At 66.6% G+C, this 17592-nt stretch carries 20 protein-coding genes; 12 read left to right on the top strand and 8 right to left on the bottom strand.

Going from position 1 to position 17592, the window contains the following annotated elements; genetic code table 11:
- Positions 1–5: 5 nt before the first annotated feature.
- Positions 6–614, bottom strand: a complete 609-nt coding sequence (locus AC5RUO_RS04500) for a nitrobindin family protein (RefSeq protein ID WP_494008953.1) — start codon at positions 612–614, stop codon at positions 6–8.
- A 172-nt stretch (positions 615–786) separates the two neighbouring features.
- The gene (locus AC5RUO_RS04495) at positions 787–1554 is read right to left on the bottom strand and encodes a permease (protein ID WP_494102921.1); all 768 of its coding nucleotides are present in this window, start codon (positions 1552–1554) and stop codon (positions 787–789) included.
- A gap of 333 nt (positions 1555–1887) precedes the next feature.
- Here AC5RUO_RS04495 and AC5RUO_RS04490 point away from each other — a divergent pair, with 333 nt between their 5' ends.
- The 11 genes from AC5RUO_RS04490 to asd all read left to right on the top strand — a co-directional run bounded on the left by AC5RUO_RS04490 (position 1888) and on the right by asd (position 12077).
- Positions 1888–2586, top strand: a complete 699-nt coding sequence (locus AC5RUO_RS04490; protein WP_494008955.1) for a winged helix-turn-helix transcriptional regulator — start codon at positions 1888–1890, stop codon at positions 2584–2586.
- A gap of 32 nt (positions 2587–2618) precedes the next feature.
- Positions 2619–3590 carry a mycothiol synthase gene (gene mshD / locus AC5RUO_RS04485; protein ID WP_494008956.1) on the top strand — a complete coding sequence of 324 codons (972 nt, stop codon included), beginning with the start codon at positions 2619–2621 and terminating at the stop codon, positions 3588–3590.
- 130 nt (positions 3591–3720) lie between these two features.
- Positions 3721–5970 carry an RNA degradosome polyphosphate kinase gene (locus AC5RUO_RS04480; RefSeq protein ID WP_494008957.1) on the top strand — a complete coding sequence of 750 codons (2250 nt, stop codon included), beginning with the start codon at positions 3721–3723 and terminating at the stop codon, positions 5968–5970.
- Positions 5971–5981: 11 nt separating this feature from the next.
- Entirely contained in the window at positions 5982–6950 is a 969-nt protein-coding gene (locus tag AC5RUO_RS04475; RefSeq protein ID WP_494102920.1) for an NUDIX hydrolase, read from the top strand.
- 49 nt (positions 6951–6999) lie between these two features.
- Entirely contained in the window at positions 7000–7803 is an 804-nt protein-coding gene (locus AC5RUO_RS04470; RefSeq protein WP_494102919.1) for a thymidylate synthase, read from the top strand.
- Entirely contained in the window at positions 7800–8384 is a 585-nt protein-coding gene (locus tag AC5RUO_RS04465; RefSeq protein WP_494008960.1) for a dihydrofolate reductase, read from the top strand. Before AC5RUO_RS04470 ends, AC5RUO_RS04465 begins: the two co-directional genes overlap by 4 nt.
- A 4-nt stretch (positions 8385–8388) precedes the next feature.
- Positions 8389–8607 carry an NF038396 family protein gene (locus AC5RUO_RS04460; protein WP_138133130.1) on the top strand — a complete coding sequence of 73 codons (219 nt, stop codon included), beginning with the start codon at positions 8389–8391 and terminating at the stop codon, positions 8605–8607.
- A gap of 123 nt (positions 8608–8730) precedes the next feature.
- The gene (locus tag AC5RUO_RS04455) at positions 8731–9693 is read left to right on the top strand and encodes a hypothetical protein (protein ID WP_494102918.1); all 963 of its coding nucleotides are present in this window, start codon (positions 8731–8733) and stop codon (positions 9691–9693) included.
- A gap of 19 nt (positions 9694–9712) precedes the next feature.
- Positions 9713–10375 carry a hypothetical protein gene (locus AC5RUO_RS04450; RefSeq protein WP_494008962.1) on the top strand — a complete coding sequence of 221 codons (663 nt, stop codon included), beginning with the start codon at positions 9713–9715 and terminating at the stop codon, positions 10373–10375.
- A 1-nt stretch (position 10376) separates the two neighbouring features.
- A complete protein-coding gene (locus AC5RUO_RS04445; RefSeq protein WP_494102917.1) occupies positions 10377–10811 on the top strand; it encodes a hypothetical protein in 435 nt (144 codons plus the stop codon).
- 135 nt (positions 10812–10946) lie between these two features.
- A complete protein-coding gene (asd, locus tag AC5RUO_RS04440; protein ID WP_494008964.1) occupies positions 10947–12077 on the top strand; it encodes an aspartate-semialdehyde dehydrogenase in 1131 nt (376 codons plus the stop codon).
- Positions 12078–12311: 234 nt separating this feature from the next.
- Here the strand turns inward: asd and AC5RUO_RS04435 are convergent, their stop codons facing one another.
- A complete protein-coding gene (locus tag AC5RUO_RS04435) occupies positions 12312–13424 on the bottom strand; it encodes a winged helix DNA-binding domain-containing protein (protein WP_494008965.1) in 1113 nt (370 codons plus the stop codon).
- A 54-nt stretch (positions 13425–13478) separates the two neighbouring features.
- Here AC5RUO_RS04435 and AC5RUO_RS04430 point away from each other — a divergent pair, with 54 nt between their 5' ends.
- Positions 13479–13964, top strand: a complete 486-nt coding sequence (locus AC5RUO_RS04430) for a hypothetical protein (RefSeq protein WP_494102916.1) — start codon at positions 13479–13481, stop codon at positions 13962–13964.
- On the opposite strand, the gene AC5RUO_RS04425 is transcribed toward AC5RUO_RS04430, so the two are convergent.
- The 5 genes from AC5RUO_RS04425 to AC5RUO_RS04405 all read right to left on the bottom strand — a co-directional run bounded on the left by AC5RUO_RS04425 (position 13945) and on the right by AC5RUO_RS04405 (position 17568).
- On the bottom strand, positions 13945–15012 hold the full coding sequence (locus AC5RUO_RS04425; RefSeq protein WP_494102915.1) for a UDP-N-acetylmuramate dehydrogenase: 1068 nt from the start codon (positions 15010–15012) through the stop codon (positions 13945–13947). The two genes, AC5RUO_RS04430 and AC5RUO_RS04425, sit on opposite strands and share 20 nt — an antisense overlap.
- Before the next feature lie 68 nt (positions 15013–15080).
- Positions 15081–16364 (bottom strand): MFS transporter, encoded by a 1284-nt coding sequence (locus tag AC5RUO_RS04420; protein WP_494008968.1) that lies wholly within the window; start codon positions 16362–16364, stop codon positions 15081–15083.
- A 9-nt stretch (positions 16365–16373) separates the two neighbouring features.
- Positions 16374–16811: a MaoC family dehydratase gene (locus AC5RUO_RS04415; RefSeq protein WP_494008969.1), complete on the bottom strand. Its 438-nt coding sequence runs from the start codon at positions 16809–16811 to the stop codon at positions 16374–16376.
- Between the two features lie 2 nt (positions 16812–16813).
- Positions 16814–17275: an FAS1-like dehydratase domain-containing protein gene (locus AC5RUO_RS04410; RefSeq protein ID WP_494008970.1), complete on the bottom strand. Its 462-nt coding sequence runs from the start codon at positions 17273–17275 to the stop codon at positions 16814–16816.
- Positions 17276–17343: 68 nt separating this feature from the next.
- Positions 17344–17568, bottom strand: coding sequence for a DUF3188 domain-containing protein (locus AC5RUO_RS04405; RefSeq protein WP_133345727.1), 225 nt, complete (start codon positions 17566–17568; stop codon positions 17344–17346).
- Between the last annotated feature and the right edge of the window lie 24 nt (positions 17569–17592).

The following is a 17592-nucleotide window of genomic DNA, read 5'->3' as shown; positions in this document are numbered from 1 at the left end:
TTTGGTTACGAAACCCGTTTCAGGAAGGCCGAGGCGTGGGCTTCCAGGCCCTTGCCGCCTTCTCCCCCGGTTGCCACGTCCCAGCGCCACAGCAGGTTGCCGTCCACCAGTCCGAAGATGCGGGTAGCGGCGCTGTAGTCCTTGGAATGGCTGCCCCGCATCACCATGTCGGTGGTGAGCTGGATCTGGGGGCCCTTGATCTGCCCGTAGTACAGCTCCGAGATGCCGCCCGGATGGGAGATGGACACCGAGATGTCGAAGCCGCCCTCGCTGTTGCGCAGGGCCTCCACCTCATCGGCACTCTTCAAGGCAGGCACGATGTCCGCCGGGATCAGGCCCGGCCCGCCATCGGCGTCCAACTGCTTGCGCTCCAGCGCCCAGAAGCCGGTCTCGACGGTGAGCGGCCGCAGGCGGGTGCCTTCGTCGTCGGTCAGCCAGCTTTCCGCACGGTACTGAAGGTACGGCAGGCCGTTGTGGGTGAAGGAAACGTGCTGCAGGAAATGCTCCGAGTCCTCGTCCCCGCTGCCGAGCCGGCCGCGGCCTTCCCACTCGCCGATGAGCCAGGAAAGGGGAACGAGTTCAGGGGTCAGATCCGTAGGAATCTCAATGGGCACGGCAATTACCTCGAGATACAGCTAGCTCCGGAAAGTTCTGTCTACTTCTGGCCTTTGAAGAGGCGGTAGACCACAAAGCCGGCAAACCAGGCCATGGCGAGGCTGGCGATGCCGAGCAGGACAAGGAAGAAGATTTCAAAAGCAAGTACGGACATGATGCCATCCTAACGCGTTAGTAGATGAGTAGTTTGTCTATGAAGTAGGCAAGGGAACCCACCGCGGAGACGGGCGCCAGCCCCATGCTGAGCGCCGCAGGAACGTTCAGCGGGGCGCCGCGGAGGGTGGCCATCCGGCGGAAACTGGCCAGCACGGCACCTACCACGACGCCGAAAATGGCGGCGGGAAGGACTTCTATGTCAGAGAGCACCAGGCCCGCGAGCGGCCCCGCCAGCCCGGCCAGGACCATGCCCAGCGGCGCCACCACACTGTCGGGCCACCGGATGAGTCCTGTGATCAATGCCACTGCGGCACTGATGGCCGCGACCAGGAGCATCTCGCGCACACCGTTGAACCTGGCTCCGGCAACCCATCCTGAGCCGAGGCAGGACAGCAGGACGCCCACGCAGCAGCCGAGCGTGGACTCAAGCCGCTGCGCCTGGCCGGTTCCCCGGATGAGCTGCACCACGAAGATTGCCATCATTCCCAGGGCAATGAATCCGGGCGTCCAGTCGAGGAAACCGGGTGCGGGCACCACCGCAGCGGCGATTGCGGAAGCTGCGCCGGGCAGGGCAATAACTGCTGCGAGCGTCTTCTTGGCCGGAATCCGCAGGAAGTGGGGCCAGCCGACGCCCACCGTGGCGGCGATCAGGACCGCCACGACCACCAGGGCTTCCCTGGTGGTGTAGACACCGGCGATGATGGCCGCGAGACCTGCGATTCCCACGATGCCGATGGTCCAGGAGCGGAGTGAACGAACGGGTGCCTGCAGATCCGCCGTCATGCGGGACCCTGCCTCTGCTTAGCGTCTGCACTCACTGCGCTGCAATCCCATCCTGGCGTCGACCTGGGGCAGAGCCCCTTCCTGTCAGGGCGTCCGGCCCTGGCTCAATCCTGCCTTATATGAACGGGATATGTCGCAAAACGTCCCGTTGCAGCGCGTAAATCTCTGGTACCGCAGGGGGTGCCGGGTATACTCAAGGTTCAGCTAAGCGCCCTGCCGGGTGGCTGGCCGGCAGCTTTCCACGCCGGCCGGAAACCCTTACGGGAGCCAGTACCCGCCGGTGGAAATCCGGTTCAGTCGCCCAATGATGCGCGGACGGCCCTTGGAGGAACAATGTCGCACATCCTGTTACTGACGAACAGCACCGGCACTTCGGTCGACATCCTGCCTGCCCTTGAATTGCTGAACCACCGGGTCCATATCCTCCCCGCCGAGCCCACGGCCCTGCTCGAAACAGACCCTTGCGACATCGTCCTGCTGGACGCGCGGAAGGACCTGGTGGGCGCCCGCTCGCTCACCCAGCTCCTGAAGGCCACCGGCCTGAGCGCCCCGCTGGTACTGATCCTCACTGAAGGCGGCATGGCGGCCGTTTCCTCTGCCTGGGCTGTGGACGATATCGTCCTGGATTCGGCCGGCCCCGCAGAGGTGGAAGCGCGCATCAGGCTGTCGGTGGCCCGGGCCGTGCCTGAACAGGAAGACGCGCCAAGCGAAATCCGCGCCGCCGGCGTGGTCATCGACGAAGCCAGCTATACCGCCCGCGTGAACGGTGCTCCGCTGAACCTGACCTTCAAGGAGTTCGAACTCCTGAAATACCTGGCCCAGCATCCCGGCCGGGTATTTACCCGCCAGCAGCTCCTCACCGAGGTGTGGGGCTACGACTACTACGGCGGCACCCGCACCGTGGACGTCCACGTCCGGCGCCTGCGCGCCAAGCTGGGCGCCGACCATGAGAACCTCATCAGCACCGTCCGCAACGTGGGGTATCGCCTCACCCTGGTGCGGCAGCAGGAAGACGAGCTCACCGAGGCCTGAGTGGCGGGCCCCAACCCGTATAGCCTTGCTTCATGACTCCTGCGCATCCCGAGAAGTGGCCCGTCCATGTTGTCCGAGGCGGCATTGACCAGCAGCTCCTGAAAGACTGCCGCGACCTGCTTGCCGCGGCCGAAGAGTCCGATGGCAATCCGTCCATCTCGGAACAGACCCTGGTGACCATGCGCGCCGGCGATTCCACAGGACACTCGCTGCTGACCCTGGCGCTGTACGCCCCTGATGAGGACTCGGATCCCGCCACGGGGCAGGATCTGGCGGGCTTCGCCGTCGTGGTCGAGGAAGCGGACGGCAGCGGAATCCTGGAGATCGCCGTCCACCCCTCCTACCGCAACCAGGGCGTGGCCGACCGCCTGGTGGGCGCCCTGGTTGAAACCCGGGGGCTGGACGGGTTGAAGGCCTGGTCCCACGGCAACCATGAGGCCGCCGCGGATCTCGCCGCCCGGTACGGTTACACGCCCATGCGTGAACTGTGGAAGATGCGGATGACGACGGCGGGCGCTGACCTTCCCGACGCCGGCTTCCCGGAGGGGGTAACGCTCCGTGCCTTTGTGCCCGGGCAGGATGAGGAGGCGTGGCTGGAGGTCAACAGGGCGGCCTTCGCAGACCATCCGGAGCAGGGCACACTCACGCGGGCGGACCTTGAGGCACGCATGGCCGAGGACTGGTTCGACCCCGCGGGTTTCCTCCTGGCCGAGGATGCCGGCGGGCGGCTGCTGGGCTTCCACTGGACCAAGGTGCACCCGCAGCACGGCCCGCACCCTGCCATCGGCGAAGTGTACGTGGTGGGCGTGGCGCCCGAGGCACAGGGCATGGGGCTGGGCAAGGCGCTCACCGTCGCGGGGATCCGGCACCTCCAGGAGCAGGGGCTGCACGCCGTGATGCTGTACACCGACGCGGAGAATGCACCCGCCGTTTCCCTGTACCGCCGCCTGGGGTTCACCCGCTGGGACATGGATGTGATGTACGGGCCGGCGGCGGCCGGTTAGTCCAGTCCACTGACATGTGCGCCGGAGTACCCGGAAATCGAGGGTTTCGCGGCAATGAATGCTTGTAAGGTTGAAACAAGACCGCGCGGGCCGGAAGCACCAGCACCAAGCGCCAGGTAAAGGAGATGCCATGAACCCGGAACCTTCCGGAACAGCCACGTCCCAGGATGTTGCGGTTCCTGTACGCGCCCGCTTCGGTTCCTCCGAAGTACCGGCTTCCCGTGCCACCCAGGACCGCATTGACATTCCGGAATTTGCGCCGAACCTGCAGCCCGAGGGTGACATCCGCCCCGACCGCTTCCTGGACCGTGAACTGAGCTGGCTCGCCTTCAACTCCAGGGTCCTGGAACTTGCCGAAGATCCCTCCCTGCACCTGCTGGAACGCGTCAGCTTCCTGTCGATTTTTGCGTCCAACCTGGACGAGTTCTTCATGGTCCGGGTGGCGGGCCTGAAGCGCCGCATCGCCACGGGCCTGGCCGTCCCCTCCCCTGCTGGACTGAGCCCGGTGGAGGTTCTGGAAAGGATCAGTGAGGAAGCACACCGGCTGCAGCAGCGGCACGCGCAGGTGTACGCAGACCAGATCCGCCCGGCCCTGGCCTATGAGCACATCCACCTGATGCACTGGGACGAACTGGACGACGCCGCCAAGCAGCAGCTGAGCGCAATGTTCGCCGAGAAGGTCTTCCCCATCCTCACGCCGCTGGCGGTGGATCCGGCCCACCCGTTCCCGTATATTTCCGGGCTTTCCCTGAACCTGGCCGTGGTGGTGCGGAACCCGGTCAGCGACAAGGAGCTATTCGCCCGTGTCAAGGTGCCGGACCAGCTGCCGCGCCTGATCTCCATCGACGGTCCCCGCGCCGGCGCAGTGGCAGGCCGGGTGGCACGGTTCATCGCCCTTGAAGAAGTCATCGCCGTCCACCTGGACAAGCTCTTCCCCGGCATGGAGGTCCTGGAACACCACACCTTCCGGGTCACCCGCAACGAGGACGTGGAGGTGGAGGAAGACGACGCCGAAAACCTCCTGCAGGCGCTGGAGAAGGAACTGCTGCGCCGCCGCTTCGGCCCTCCCGTGCGGCTGGAAGTCACCAATGACATCAACCCCAACATCCGTGCGCTGCTGATCCGCGAACTGGGGGTGGAGGAATCCGAGGTGTACTCGGTGCCGGCTCCGCTGGACCTCCGCGGCCTGTCCGTCATTGCCGGCATTGACCGTGCCGATCTCCACTACCCCAAGCACGTCCCGCACACTTCCCGGTACCTGAACGAGTCCGAGACCTCCAAGGCCGCAAACGTCTTCGCGGCCATGCGCCGCCGCGACATCCTGCTGCACCACCCGTACGACTCGTTCTCCACCTCCGTCCAGGCGTTCCTGGAGCAGGCAGCTGCGGACCCCAAGGTCCAGGCCATCAAGCAGACGCTGTACCGAACGTCGGGCGACTCGCCCATTGTGGACGCCCTGATCGACGCCGCCGAAGCCGGCAAGCAGGTCCTGGCGCTCGTGGAGATCAAGGCCCGCTTCGACGAGCAGGCCAACATTTCCTGGGCGCGCAAGCTCGAGCAGGCCGGCGTGCACGTGGTCTACGGGATAGTGGGCCTGAAGACGCACTGCAAACTGTCCCTGGTGGTCCGGCAGGAAGTGGACGGGCTGCGCCGGTACTGCCACATCGGCACCGGCAATTACCACCCGCGTACCGCACGGTACTACGAGGACCTTGGCCTTCTGACCGCCAACGACCAGGTGGGCGAGGACCTGTCCAAGCTGTTCAACCAGCTCTCCGGCTACGCCCCGAAGTCCACCTTCAAACGCCTGCTCGTTGCGCCGCGCTCGGTGCGGTCAGGGCTCATCGACCGGATCGAAACCGAAATCCGCAATGCCCGTGCCGGGGTACCCGGCCGGGTGCAGATCAAGGTGAACTCCATGGTGGATGAAGCCGTTATCGATTCCCTGTACCGGGCTTCCCAGGCCGGTGTGAAGGTGGACGTGGTGGTCCGCGGCATCTGCTCCCTCCGGCCGGGTGTACCGGGCCTGAGCGAAAACATCACCGTCCGCTCCATCCTGGGCAGGTTCCTTGAGCACTCCCGGGTCTTCGCGTTCGCCAACGGCGGCGACCCCGTGGTGTACATCGGCTCCGCGGACATGATGCACCGCAACCTGGACCGCCGCGTGGAGGCCCTGGTCCAGCTGGCAAGCGCCGACGACATCAACTACGTCCTGGACCTGCTCAAGCGGTACATGGCACCCGAAACCGCCAGCTGGCACCTGGACAACGAGGGCGACTGGTCCCGGCACCACCTGGCCGAGGACGGCCGGCCGCTTGAGGACGTGCAGTCCTGGCTGCTCGCCTCGCGCCCCCGGCAGCGCAGCCTCAGCCGGCGGTAAGGGCAGCCGTTTTGTCGAGCGATGCACTCGTAGCTGACCAGACAGACCATCCCGGGGAACCAGTTGCAGTTACCGCTGCCGGCGCCCTCCCATGGCGGGTGACAAATGACAGGCTTGAAGTCCTGCTGATCCACCGCCCCCGCTATGACGACTGGTCATGGCCCAAAGGGAAGATTGACGACGGCGAGACCATCCCCGAATGCGCCCTCCGCGAGGTGCGGGAGGAGATCGGCCTGGACGCGCCCCTGGGCCGTCCGCTGCCGGCCATCCACTACCGCGTCGCGTCCGGCCTTAAGGTGGTTTTTTACTGGGCGGTCAAGGCCAATGGGACCCGGCTGGTTCCGGACGGCAAGGAGGTGGACAGCGTCATGTGGTGCACCCCGGAGAAGGCGGCCAAGCTGCTCTCCAACCCCACCGACGTCGTGCCGCTGGAATACCTGCGCAAAGCCCACGAGGACGGCGAGCTGAACACCTGGCCGCTCATAGTCCTCCGGCACGCCAAAGCGAAGCCACGCTCCTCCTGGACCAAAGCCGAAGGTGAACGGCCGCTGGCCGCCACTGGGACACGGCAGGCACAGGCAGTGGGGCGGCTGCTGCAGGTCTGGCAGCCCCGGCGCGTGGTCACCAGCCCCTGGCTCCGGTGCGTGGCGACCGTTGCGCCCTATGCGAAGGCAGCAGGGGCGAAGGTTCGGATGGCGGAAGCCCTCACTGAGCACCGCCACCACCGCAGCCCGAAGAAGACCGCCGCCGTCGTCGAGGCCCTGTTCGACAAGCAGCGGCCTGTGGTGGTCTGCACCCACCGGCCCGCGCTGCCGACGGTCTTCGCGCAACTGGCGAAGCACATGCCGGGCCGGCTGAGCAGCCTCCTGCCCTCGGATGAGCCGTACCTCTCGCCCGGCGAACTGGTGGTCTGCCATGTGGCGCCCGAGGCAAAAAACCACGTGGTCGCCGTCGAGCAGTTCAAACCGTTCGACGACTGACCCGGCCGGGATTCAGAAAGGCGACAAGCAACCCCGATAGACTTGGGGCGTGAACATCCCAACGCCTTATGAAGACCTCCTGCGCGATGTCCTGGCTTCCGGCACGCACAAATCCGACCGGACCGGAACCGGAACCACCAGCGTTTTCGGGCGGCAGCTGCGTTTTGACCTGTCGGAGAGCTTCCCGCTGATCACTACCAAGCGGGTGCATTTCAAATCCGTCGCGGTGGAGCTGCTGTGGTTCCTGCGCGGCGAAACCAACGTGAAGTGGATGCAGGACCAGGGCGTCACCATCTGGGACGAATGGGCAGACGCGGATGGCGACCTGGGGCCGGTTTACGGCGTCCAGTGGCGCAGCTGGCCCACCCCGGACGGCGGCCACATCGACCAGATCGCCGCGCTCGTGGAGGGCCTGAAAAACAACCCCGACTCGCGCCGCCACATCGTCTCGGCGTGGAACGTCTCCGAGCTGAGCGACATGGCCCTGCCGCCTTGCCACGCGTTCTTCCAGTTCTACGTGGCCAACGGCAGGCTGTCCTGCCAGCTGTACCAGCGCTCCGCGGACATGTTCCTGGGCGTGCCGTTCAATATCGCCTCCTACGCCCTGCTGACCTGCATGCTCGCCCAACAGGTGGGGCTGGAGCCCGGCGAGTTCGTCTGGACCGGCGGCGATGTGCATATTTACGAAAACCACATGGACCAGGTCCTCAAGCAGTTGGAGCGGGAGCCCTACGAATACCCGCAGCTGAAGATCAACCGGAAGCCGGCATCGATCTTCGACTACACGCTGGAGGATTTCGAAGTGGTGGGCTACAAGCACCACCCGACGATTAAGGCACCGATCGCCGTATGAGCACCGAGAACTTCACCGATCCACAGTCCTTCACGGAGGAACTGGCTGCCTCAATCACGGGCGTCGGCCTGGTCTGGGCGCAGACGCCCGACGGCGTCATCGGCAAGGGCGGGGACATGCCCTGGCACCTGCCCGAGGACCTCAAGCATTTCACCCGCCTGACCACCGGGCACCCGGTCATCATGGGCCGCAAGACCTGGCTGTCCTTCCCGGACAAGTACCGTCCGCTGCCCGGGCGGACGAACATCGTCATCACCCGGCAGAAGAACTGGGCCGACACGCCTGAAGCGGAGGGCGCCGTCGTGGTTCCGTCACTGGATGATGCGCTGCTGGAATCGCAGTTCGTCGACGGCGGAGACACCGTCTGGATCCTGGGCGGCGGGGAGATTTTCCGCCAGTCCACGGACCTGGCCAACGTAGCGGTGGTCACCACCATCGACGTGGAGGCCGACGGCGACACGTTCGCCCCCGAGCTTGGCACCAGCTGGGAGGCCACCGCCTCCGTTCCTCCGGACGGCTGGCTGACGGCCGCCAACGGCACGCGCTACCGATTCACTAAGTGGTCAAGGACCGAGGGCTAGGAACATGCTGAAGAAACCGGAAACCCTCTTCGTCCTGGGGTACATGCTGCTGCCGCTGCTTGCGCTGTTGTCCGCCATCGTGGGACTGACCATGATCCTGGGCGGCAACAAGATCGCCGGCGCCATTGTGCTGGTGGTTGTCACGCAGGTCTTCGCCTTCGGCGCCTTCTTTGCCCTGCGGGCCCGCAAGGCAGCTGTGGTGGAGGAGTCCAAGCGGGGCTAGCTCATTGTGGCTGTGCCGGCTCTGCATGGGGAGCTCACCCCATCGCGGCTTGGCGGGGGCCTGGCCTAGGCTGAAGCCTGCAGCCTGACGGACTGCTGTTTGGACAATATTGGGGGGATGCGGGTGGCAGGAACTTTGTGGGGCGCCGACGTCGAGCAGCTGCGCAACTTGGCGCGGCAGTTCAGCAAGACCGCCGACATGCTGCAACAGCAGTCGCAGCAGCTGAGCGGCCATATCAACAACAGCCCCGTGTGGAGAGGCCAGGACGCGTCGCGCTTCCGGTCCGACTGGAACGGCAACCACCGTGCACTGCTGCAGAAGACGGCGGCGCGGCTCCAGCAGGAGTCGAAGCTCCTCCTCACGCACGCGGATGAGCAGGAGAAGGCGTCTGCCACCGGGGGTGCCGGCAATTCCGGGCCCGGCACCGGGACAGCGGGCGGAAACGGACCGGGCAGACAAGTCCCGGGGCAGGGAAGCAACAACCCCTGGGGACCGGACTGGCTCGCACACCCTGATTCGCCGTTCCGTGGCGGCTGGGACATCTACGGCCTCACCAAGGCCTTCCCGAACCTCCGGGCGGGCCTGTTCGACATCGCCGCCATGCTGCAGAAGTCCCGCATCTCTGATTTCCTGGACCCGGCAGCCTGGCGGGCCTTCCAGAACTCCAACGAGTTCAGCAAGTTCTTCAACATGTCCAACAGCCTGTTCGAGGGCAAGTTCCACGAGGTCCTGAACCTCGCCGAGGGATCCAACGCCTTCAGGTACCTCGACGGATTCAGCAAGGGTTTGGGCGTTGTGGGCGTTGGCCTGGACAGCCTGGACGCCTTCAACAACTTCCAAGAGGGCGATTACGGCTCCGCCGCCTACTCCACCACGAAGGCCCTCTTGGGCGCCGGCTCGTTCCTTCCGCCGCCCGCCGGCACTGCGTGCATGGTGGCCAGCGGTGCCCTTGCCCTCTACGACAACGTCCCCGTCATCCATGATTCCGTGAACTACGTCGGGGATAAGATCGCCGATGGGGCCGAGGCCGTTGGCGACGCTATCAGTGACGGCGTGGACGCTGTCGGCGACTTTTTTGGCTTCTGAGAACTGAGGAGAACAACCAGTGACTGAAACAACCACAGCCAGGTCCTCCAGCCCCGGCCAAGGGTTTCCGGACGCGATCGGTTTTGGCTTCGCCGAGCTCCTGGTGCTCCTGAACCTGCGGCGCGGACCGGCCGCCGAAGCCTCTGCCAAGGCACTCCGGCTGGAAGATGAACTCGACGACGCCTCCCTGCTCTCGGCGGGAGCGTCCTCCCTGGTGGCCCGCGGTGCAGCCACGGTGGGTGCGGACAAGGAGTTGTCGGTTGCGGGTCCGGTGGCAGCCGTTACCAATGCCCTGACGATGACCGAGAAGCTGGTGCAGATCAACCTCCTCACGGCCGGCTCCGTGGACAACGTCCTGTCCGTCGAGTCACCCGAATACCGGATCCTGCTGCAGCCACGTGCCTACCTCAGCTGGTTCGCGATGGCGCAGCGGCCGGATACAACACCGGCAGAAGCCAACTTCTTTATCCTGCGCAAGCATCTTGAGGACAACCCCGACGGCGGAGCCACCATCCGCCTGCTCGACGGTTCCGACGGCAAGCAACTGCTGGTCAAACGCAGCGGGGAGGGCTGGACCGTGGGCTACGGCCATCTTGATGCCCCTTCCGAGCCGATCCGGGAAATCTCAGGCCTCAGCGACGGCCAGGTGTTGGACCACATCCGATCGATCCGACAGGACTAGCATGCAGAACGGCAATCCGGGCAGTACTCCCGGCAGCGCACCCACATCCGACGACCAGGTCCGTGCCTTTCACGAGCAGGCCCTGGCGCGCGGGGAAAAGCGTGTCCTGTTCCGGACGGTGGAGGGCGCGCTCCACAGCTATGAGAAGGACGAACTCGGTGTGGTCACCGCCAGTTCCCACCCGCAGGTGCGGTCCGCCGGAGGGTTCCTCATGATGGCTGTGTTCTTCGCTGCCTTGGCGGTTTTCTCGATCATGCTGGTGGCCGGGCCCACCAGCAGGGGCCAAGATCCGATGTGGGGAGCCCTGGTCCTCACTGTCGCCGGGGCCGCCGGCGTCCTCTACGCAGCACGGATGGCGGGCGTCGCCGCCAAGGCCAAAAGGCTGAGGGCGGAACGGGGGATCCCGGAACCGACGGCCCGGCAGTTCGACCGCTAAGGGGCAGCCCTCCTGACAAAAGGGGCCTGCCTTGTTAGCCGCGGGCCGTCGTCGTGCCCTCAGGTCCGTGTAGCTGCCCGCCCGACGTGACGTAACCGACTGCGCCCCGCGGGTTCCGACGTCTAAAATGGACGAATGACTACAGCAGCTACCCCTTCCGTCGGCCTGGTCGGATGGCGCGGCATGGTCGGTTCCGTCCTCATGCAGCGCATGCAGGACGAGGGCGACTTCGCCAACATCAACCCGGTGTTCTTCTCCACCTCCAACGCGGGAGGTGCCGCGCCGTCCTTTGCTGACGGCGCCGGCAAGCTCGAGAACGCGTTTGACCTCGACACCCTGGCGAAGCTGCCCATTATCGTCACCGCCCAGGGCGGCGACTACACCAAGCAGGTCCACGGCGATCTGCGCAGCCGCGGCTGGGACGGCCTCTGGATCGACGCCGCCTCCACGCTGCGCATGAACGGTGACTCGATCATCGTGCTGGATCCGATCAACCGCGACGTCATCGACAAGGGCCTGGTCAACGGCACCAAGGACTTCATCGGCGGCAACTGCACCGTCTCCTGCATGCTGATGGGCCTCGGCGGCCTGTTCAAGAACGGCCTGGTGGAGTGGGGCACCTCCATGACCTACCAGGCAGCCTCCGGCGGCGGGGCCCGGCACATGCGCGAGCTCCTCAGCCAGTTCGGCACGCTCAATGCTGAGGTCAGCACGGAACTGGACGACCCGGCGTCGGCCATCCTGGACATCGACCGCAAGGTCCTGGCCCACCAGCGCACCGACATCGACGCCACCCAGTTCGGCGTGCCGCTGGCCGGCTCCCTGATCCCCTGGATCGATGCCGACCTGGGCAACGGACAGTCCAAGGAAGAGTGGAAGGCCGGGGTCGAAACCAATAAGATCCTGGGCACCTCCGAGGAAAACCACGTCATCATGGACGGCCTGTGCGTCCGGATCGGCGCCATGCGCTCCCACTCCCAGGCGCTGACGCTCAAGCTCCGCGAGGACCTGTCCGTCGCCGAGATTGAGAAGCTTCTGGCCGAGGACAACGAGTGGGCCAAGGTGGTCCCCAATACCAAGGAAGCGTCCATGGCCGAGCTCACCCCGGTGGCCGCTTCCGGCACCCTGGACATCCCGGTTGGCCGCATCCGCAAGATGGAGATGGGACCGCAGTACATCAGCGCCTTCACCGTGGGCGACCAGCTCCTCTGGGGCGCCGCCGAGCCGCTGCGCCGCATGCTCAACATCGCCACCGGCAACCTGTAGACAGCTGCCGTCACAGCGGCCCTGCCCCGTTTGGGGCGGGGCCGCTCCTGCTTAACCGGCTGTCCCTCGCCGAAAGAGAGAGGACGTCGGCCGGGTAGCCGCCATAAGTGAGAGAGCGTCGGCCGGAAAGCCGCCATAAGTGAGAGGGCGTCGGCCGGAAAGCCGCCACAGGTGAGAGGGCGTCGGCCGGAAAGCCGCCATAAGTGAGAGAGCGTCGCGGGGGGTGGGGCTGGCTCAGGTGGCGAGGAAATCCCGGTACCGCCGGGAAGCCTTGTCGAAGGCTGCCTGCGCTGCCGGGCCAAGCGGGCGGTCGCCGTCAAAGAGTTCGGGTGCGACGGCGGCGCGCTGGCCTTTGCCCGCAACGGCCCAGGTGCCGATCACCTCGCCTGCCGCAACAATCGTCTTCTTGAAGACCCCATTGCCGCCGGGAACAATCCGGTTGGCATGCTCGGGCGGCAGGACAAGGCTCCGGTCGGTGTAGCCCAGCAGGAACTCGTCGAAGCCGGGCAGCAGCAGGACGGAGCGGCCGCCCGGAACCCGGCCCTCCAGCAACGCCGCCGTCTCCGGGGACATCCAGTAGCCCGTACCGTCAAACTCGAGTTCCACCAGTTCGCGGCGGATATCCTCCAAGGCGGACCGGACCTCGGTCAGGGGAATCTGGGTCCACCAGGCGAAGTCGCGGACGGTGGCAGGGCCATGGCTGCGGAAGTAACGGAGCAGCCACTCGGCAACCGCCTCCGCACGTTCCAGGCGCCGGGACTGCGGAATCCACTGATCGAACGCCACCAGCAGCTGCTGGTTCCCGGCCAGTGGCCCCTGCACCAGCCAGCCGTGCCGGCAGAGGGTTCCGAGGATGTGGATGCCCCGCTGCCCCTGCGTGGGCTGGCCCGCGGCATCGAAAACGCCGAACAGGTCAGTGCGGCTGGCCGGACCGGCGGCGGCGATGCGGCCAAGGGCGAGGTCGCGGCACTTTTCGATATCCGCCGAAGTGATGCCGAGTTCCCGGTGCCGGGCGGCGATGCCCTTGGTCAGCCGGTCCGCGGTGAGCTCCAGCATCCAGCCCAGGTCCTCCGGCGCAACCAGGTGGAGCGTTCCCCGCATCGGCCAGGACCTCACTATGGTTCCCGCGTCGAGGGCTGCCCGCACGCGGCTGACACCGGAGCCCGGAAGCCGGACGCCTACCGCCCAGAGCGCCGCCTGCAGGTCCTGCGCTTGTATGGCCGTCATCCGGCGCACCACGTCGGCCGGTGATTCCGCCCGCTTCCGCCCGTCAAGAAGCCCCTGGGACACCAGCCGCAGCCGGCCCAGCACCCTGCGGTCACCACGGTTTCGCACCTGCGCAGCCATGCCCTCATCCTACGGTCGCGGCGGAGCACACAACACGGCGGCTAGGGTAGAACCATGACTTTGGGGAGTTTGTGGCAGGTGCCTGCGCGTAAAACCAGGAGATGGATGATCGGCGGGACGGTGGGCGTCCTGGCAGGAACTGCGCTGGGACTCATTTCCCTCTCCGCGTTCCTCAGCGCGGGCCGGTTAGATCCCCTGCTGCTGCTCCCCTCCCTCGCCCTGAGCCTGGGCGGCGGCTACGCCGTCCTGTTCCCCGCAATCGCGGTCAGCCGCAACGGCGTCCGCATTCATCGGGACTGGCGGCAGCACCCCCGGGCAGCCCGGCTCCTCTGGATCCTGTCACTCGCCGTGGCAGGCGCCGGACTGGCCGCCTGCGTCACCACCGGGGCGGCAAATCCGCAGGCACCGGGCCTGCTGGTCTGGCTGTTCATGGGCATCTACCTGGCCCTCACCGGCTGGGCATCAGCCCTCATGGGCGCCGCGGAAGTGCTCCGGCAGGACGGGCGGGACGCTGAACGGGCTACAGCTCCAGCCCGATAAGCAGCGGCTCGGGGTGCAGTTCAATGCCGAAGCGGCGTTCGACGCCGGCCCGCACCTCGCGGGCCACGGCCACCACATCTGCCGCCCGGGCTGCGCCGCGGTTGGTGATAGCCAGCGTGTGCTTGGTGGACAGCGACGCCCGTCCGCCCGACACACTGTCCTGTTCCAGGCCGAAGCCTTTCCCGAAGCCTGCCTGGTCGATGAGCCACGCAGCCGAAAGCTTCACCAGTCCGTCGGCTCCCGCCGGGTAACGCGGCGCGGACTCCGGCAACGCCTCAGCCACCTCCGCGGGAACGATGGGATTGGTGAAGAACGAGCCCGTGGAATAGGTGTCCCTGTCAGCGGCGTCCCACACCATGCCCTTCGAGGCCCGCAGCCGGAGCACCTCGCGGCGCACGTCCGTGGCATAGGCGCGCTTGCCGGGCTCGACTCCCAGGGCATGGGCAAGTTCGGCATAGCGGATGGGTGCGCTCATCCGGCCGAGCGGAAGCTGGAATTCGACGGTGAGCACGATGTAGCGGGGTGAACCGTTGACGGTGGTCCGCTTGAGGATGGAGTCGCGGTAGCCGAACTGCAGCTCGGAGTTGGTGAAGGTCTTCACGGCGTTCCGCTCGCGGTCCCAGGTGCGCACCGCTGCGATTGTCTGGGAGACGTCGGCGCCGTAGGCACCCACGTTCTGGACGGGAGTCGCACCCGTGGAACCGGGTATGCCGGAAAGCGCTTCGATCCCGGACCAGGCATGGCGGACGGCGTGCTCCACCAGTATGTCCCAGTTGTGACCCGCCTGGACCACCACGGCCACGCCGCCGCACGAGTCCTCGGCATTCACGGTGAACCCTTCGGAGGCAATCTTTACGACCGTGCCGGGGAACCCGTCGTCGGAAATCAGAAGGTTGGAGCCACCGCTGATAATCAGCACCTGCTCGCCGGCCGCATCCGCTGTGCGGATGGCGTCGATGATTTCGGCCTCAGTCCGTACCTCGATAAAGCTGCCGGCAGGACCGCCGACGGCGGACGTGGTCAGGGAGGAGAGCAGCGTGGAATGCACCGAACAACAGTACTTGAAGTTACACCGTTTTACACCGCGCGTGTGTAAAACGGTGTCAGCAGTGGACTTCAGGCAACCTTCCGGGCCACCGGCGAGAGCAGGAAGCTCACCGCCAGCATCACCATCACGGCCAGCAGCGAATGCAGGATACCCACGTGCTCGGCCAGCAGTCCCAGCAGGGGCGGCCCGCACAGGAAGGCCCCGTACCCGATGGTGGACACCACGGAGACCCGGGCGGCGGCCTTTGCGGGATCATCCGCAGCGGCAGACATGCCTACCGGGAACCCCAGGGATGCTCCCAGGCCCCACACCGCCAGGCCGACGAACGCCAGCCAGGGCGCCGGCGCATAGACGAACAGGCCCAGCCCCAGGACGGCCATTGCCGCGCACCAGCGCATCACCGGCACCCGGCCAAAGCGGTCCAGGACCAGGGTCCCGGCGAAGCGCCCGATGGTCATGAAGGTGACAAAGAGCCCGTACCCGGCGGCGCCGGCGGCGTCACTCTGGCCGTGGCCGTCGGCCAGGGCCAGCGCCACCCAGTCCCCCGCCGCGCCTTCGGCCAGGGCAAGGCCCAGCACGAGCACACCCAGGAGGAGGGTGCGCCGGTCCCGCCACGCCTGGGCGATCTTGCGTTTATTGTCCAGGGGCTCATCCGGGGCCCCGCTGTTTGCAGGGATAACGGGAATGGGACCCGTGATGGGGTCCTCAAAATTGTCCGGCGTGTAAGTCCGCTCCCCGGCAACCGGAGTGATGTCCGCACGGAACCAGGAGGCCGCCGTCGCTACGGAGACGGCAACCACCACGCCGGCAGCGGCCAGATGCCACGCCACCGGCAGGGACACGGCGGCCGCTGCCGCACCCAGCCCTGCGCCGGCCACAGTCCCCAGGCTGAACGCGCCGTGAAGCCGCGGCATGATGTGCCGGCCAACGGCCCGCTCAACCGCCGCGCCCTCAACGTTGGACGCGGTGTTCCAGCTGCCGGTGCCCAGCCCGATGACGGCCAGGCCCAGCGCGGTGGCCACCGGGCTGGCCAGGACCGAGGTACCGGCACCGGTCAACAGCAGGCCCACGCCCACCATGATGCTGCCGGTCCGGATGGTCCGCTTCGAACCCAGGCGGAGCACGATCAGCCCGGAGGCTGAAACGGACGCGAAGGAACCGAGCGTCATGCAGAGCAGGAGTACCCCCACGTTGCCCGGGGTGAGGTCCAGCGCGTCCCGGATGGCCGGGAGGCGGGACACCCAGGAGGCAAACGCCAGCCCGCTGGCGGCGTAGGCCACCACCACGGCGTTGCGCCAGCGGGTGACTTCACCGGCGGTGACAGTTGCCCCTGTGCCTTGCCTGGGTGTCAACGTGCCCGCTCAGGAAAGCCTGACGACGGCCTGGGCCTTCATCAGGACTTTTTGGCCGGCCGAGACAACGGTGAGGTCGACGCGTGCAGTGCCGGCCTCGGCGTCGAGCTTTCCAATGGTGCCGCTTACCTCGATGGTGGCCCCGGGCTGCTCCGTGCCGGTGGTGTCCGTGACCAGGACCGGCTTGGTGAAGCGGGTTTGGAAGTCGACGACGGCGGCCGGGTCGCCTGCCCAGTCGGTCACCAGCTGGACGGCCGAGCCCATGGTGAACATGCCGTGGGCGATGACGCCGGGCAGTTCCACGCTGGTGGCGAAGGCCTCGTTCCAGTGGATGGGGTTGAAGTCACCGGAGGCGCCGGCGTACTTGACCAGGTCGGCGCGGGTGACCTCGACGGTGCGGCTGCCGATCTCCTGGCCGGCGCTGAGTTCGTGGATGCTGGGGCTCATGGCTACTGTCCCTCTCCGCGGACCAGGATGGATGACGTGGTGGTGGTGACCTGCTCACGGGACTCGTCCGCGGCCAGGGCGAAAATTTCGGAACGGGTGGTGATCATGGCACCGCCGCCCATGGCACGGACGCCGTCCACGTGGAGTTCGGCCACCAGCCGGTCGCCGGCGAAGATGGGGCGGTGGTGGGTGAAGCGCTGGTCCGCGTGGACCACGCGGGAGAAGTCGATGCCGGCTTCCGGATCCTCGATGAGCTGGGCGTCGGCGCGCTGGGCGATGATGATGGCGAAGGTGGGCGGGGCCACCAGGTCATTGTGGCCCAGGGCCTTGGCGGCGTCGACGTCGAAGTGCGCAGGATGGGTGGCTTTCACGGCGCGGGCGAACTCGCGGATTTTCTCGCGGCCGACGTCGTACACCTCAGCGGCAGGGTAGCTGCGGCCCTGCAGGTCCGGATTGATAGTCATGGCCTCCAGCCTATCGCCCGCCTGCTGGAGGGCAGAAAAGCGGGTCCCGGCCAAGGAGGCAGGGAACCCTACCGGCGCAGCCGCTTGCGGATGGCCTGGCCGCGGACCACCATTCCGGCCACGTGCAGGACCAGGCCCAGCCCGATCAGCGGGAGGGAGGCCATGGCCAGCCCCTGGTTGCCGCTGGTGTTGCCCACCAGGTTCAGGATGATGCCGACGGCGATGAGCCCCATCGCGCTGAAAACCAGGACTTTGTAGCGGGTTGGCGCGGTGGCCCAGAATTCGTTCAGCACCCAGCCAGTTTACCGGGCCTCGGT

It is taken from the genome of Arthrobacter sp. Y3221087 (genome assembly GCF_059089905.1).
Note: the sequence above shows the minus strand (reverse complement) of the source record. Positions and strands in the feature narration are given on the sequence as shown.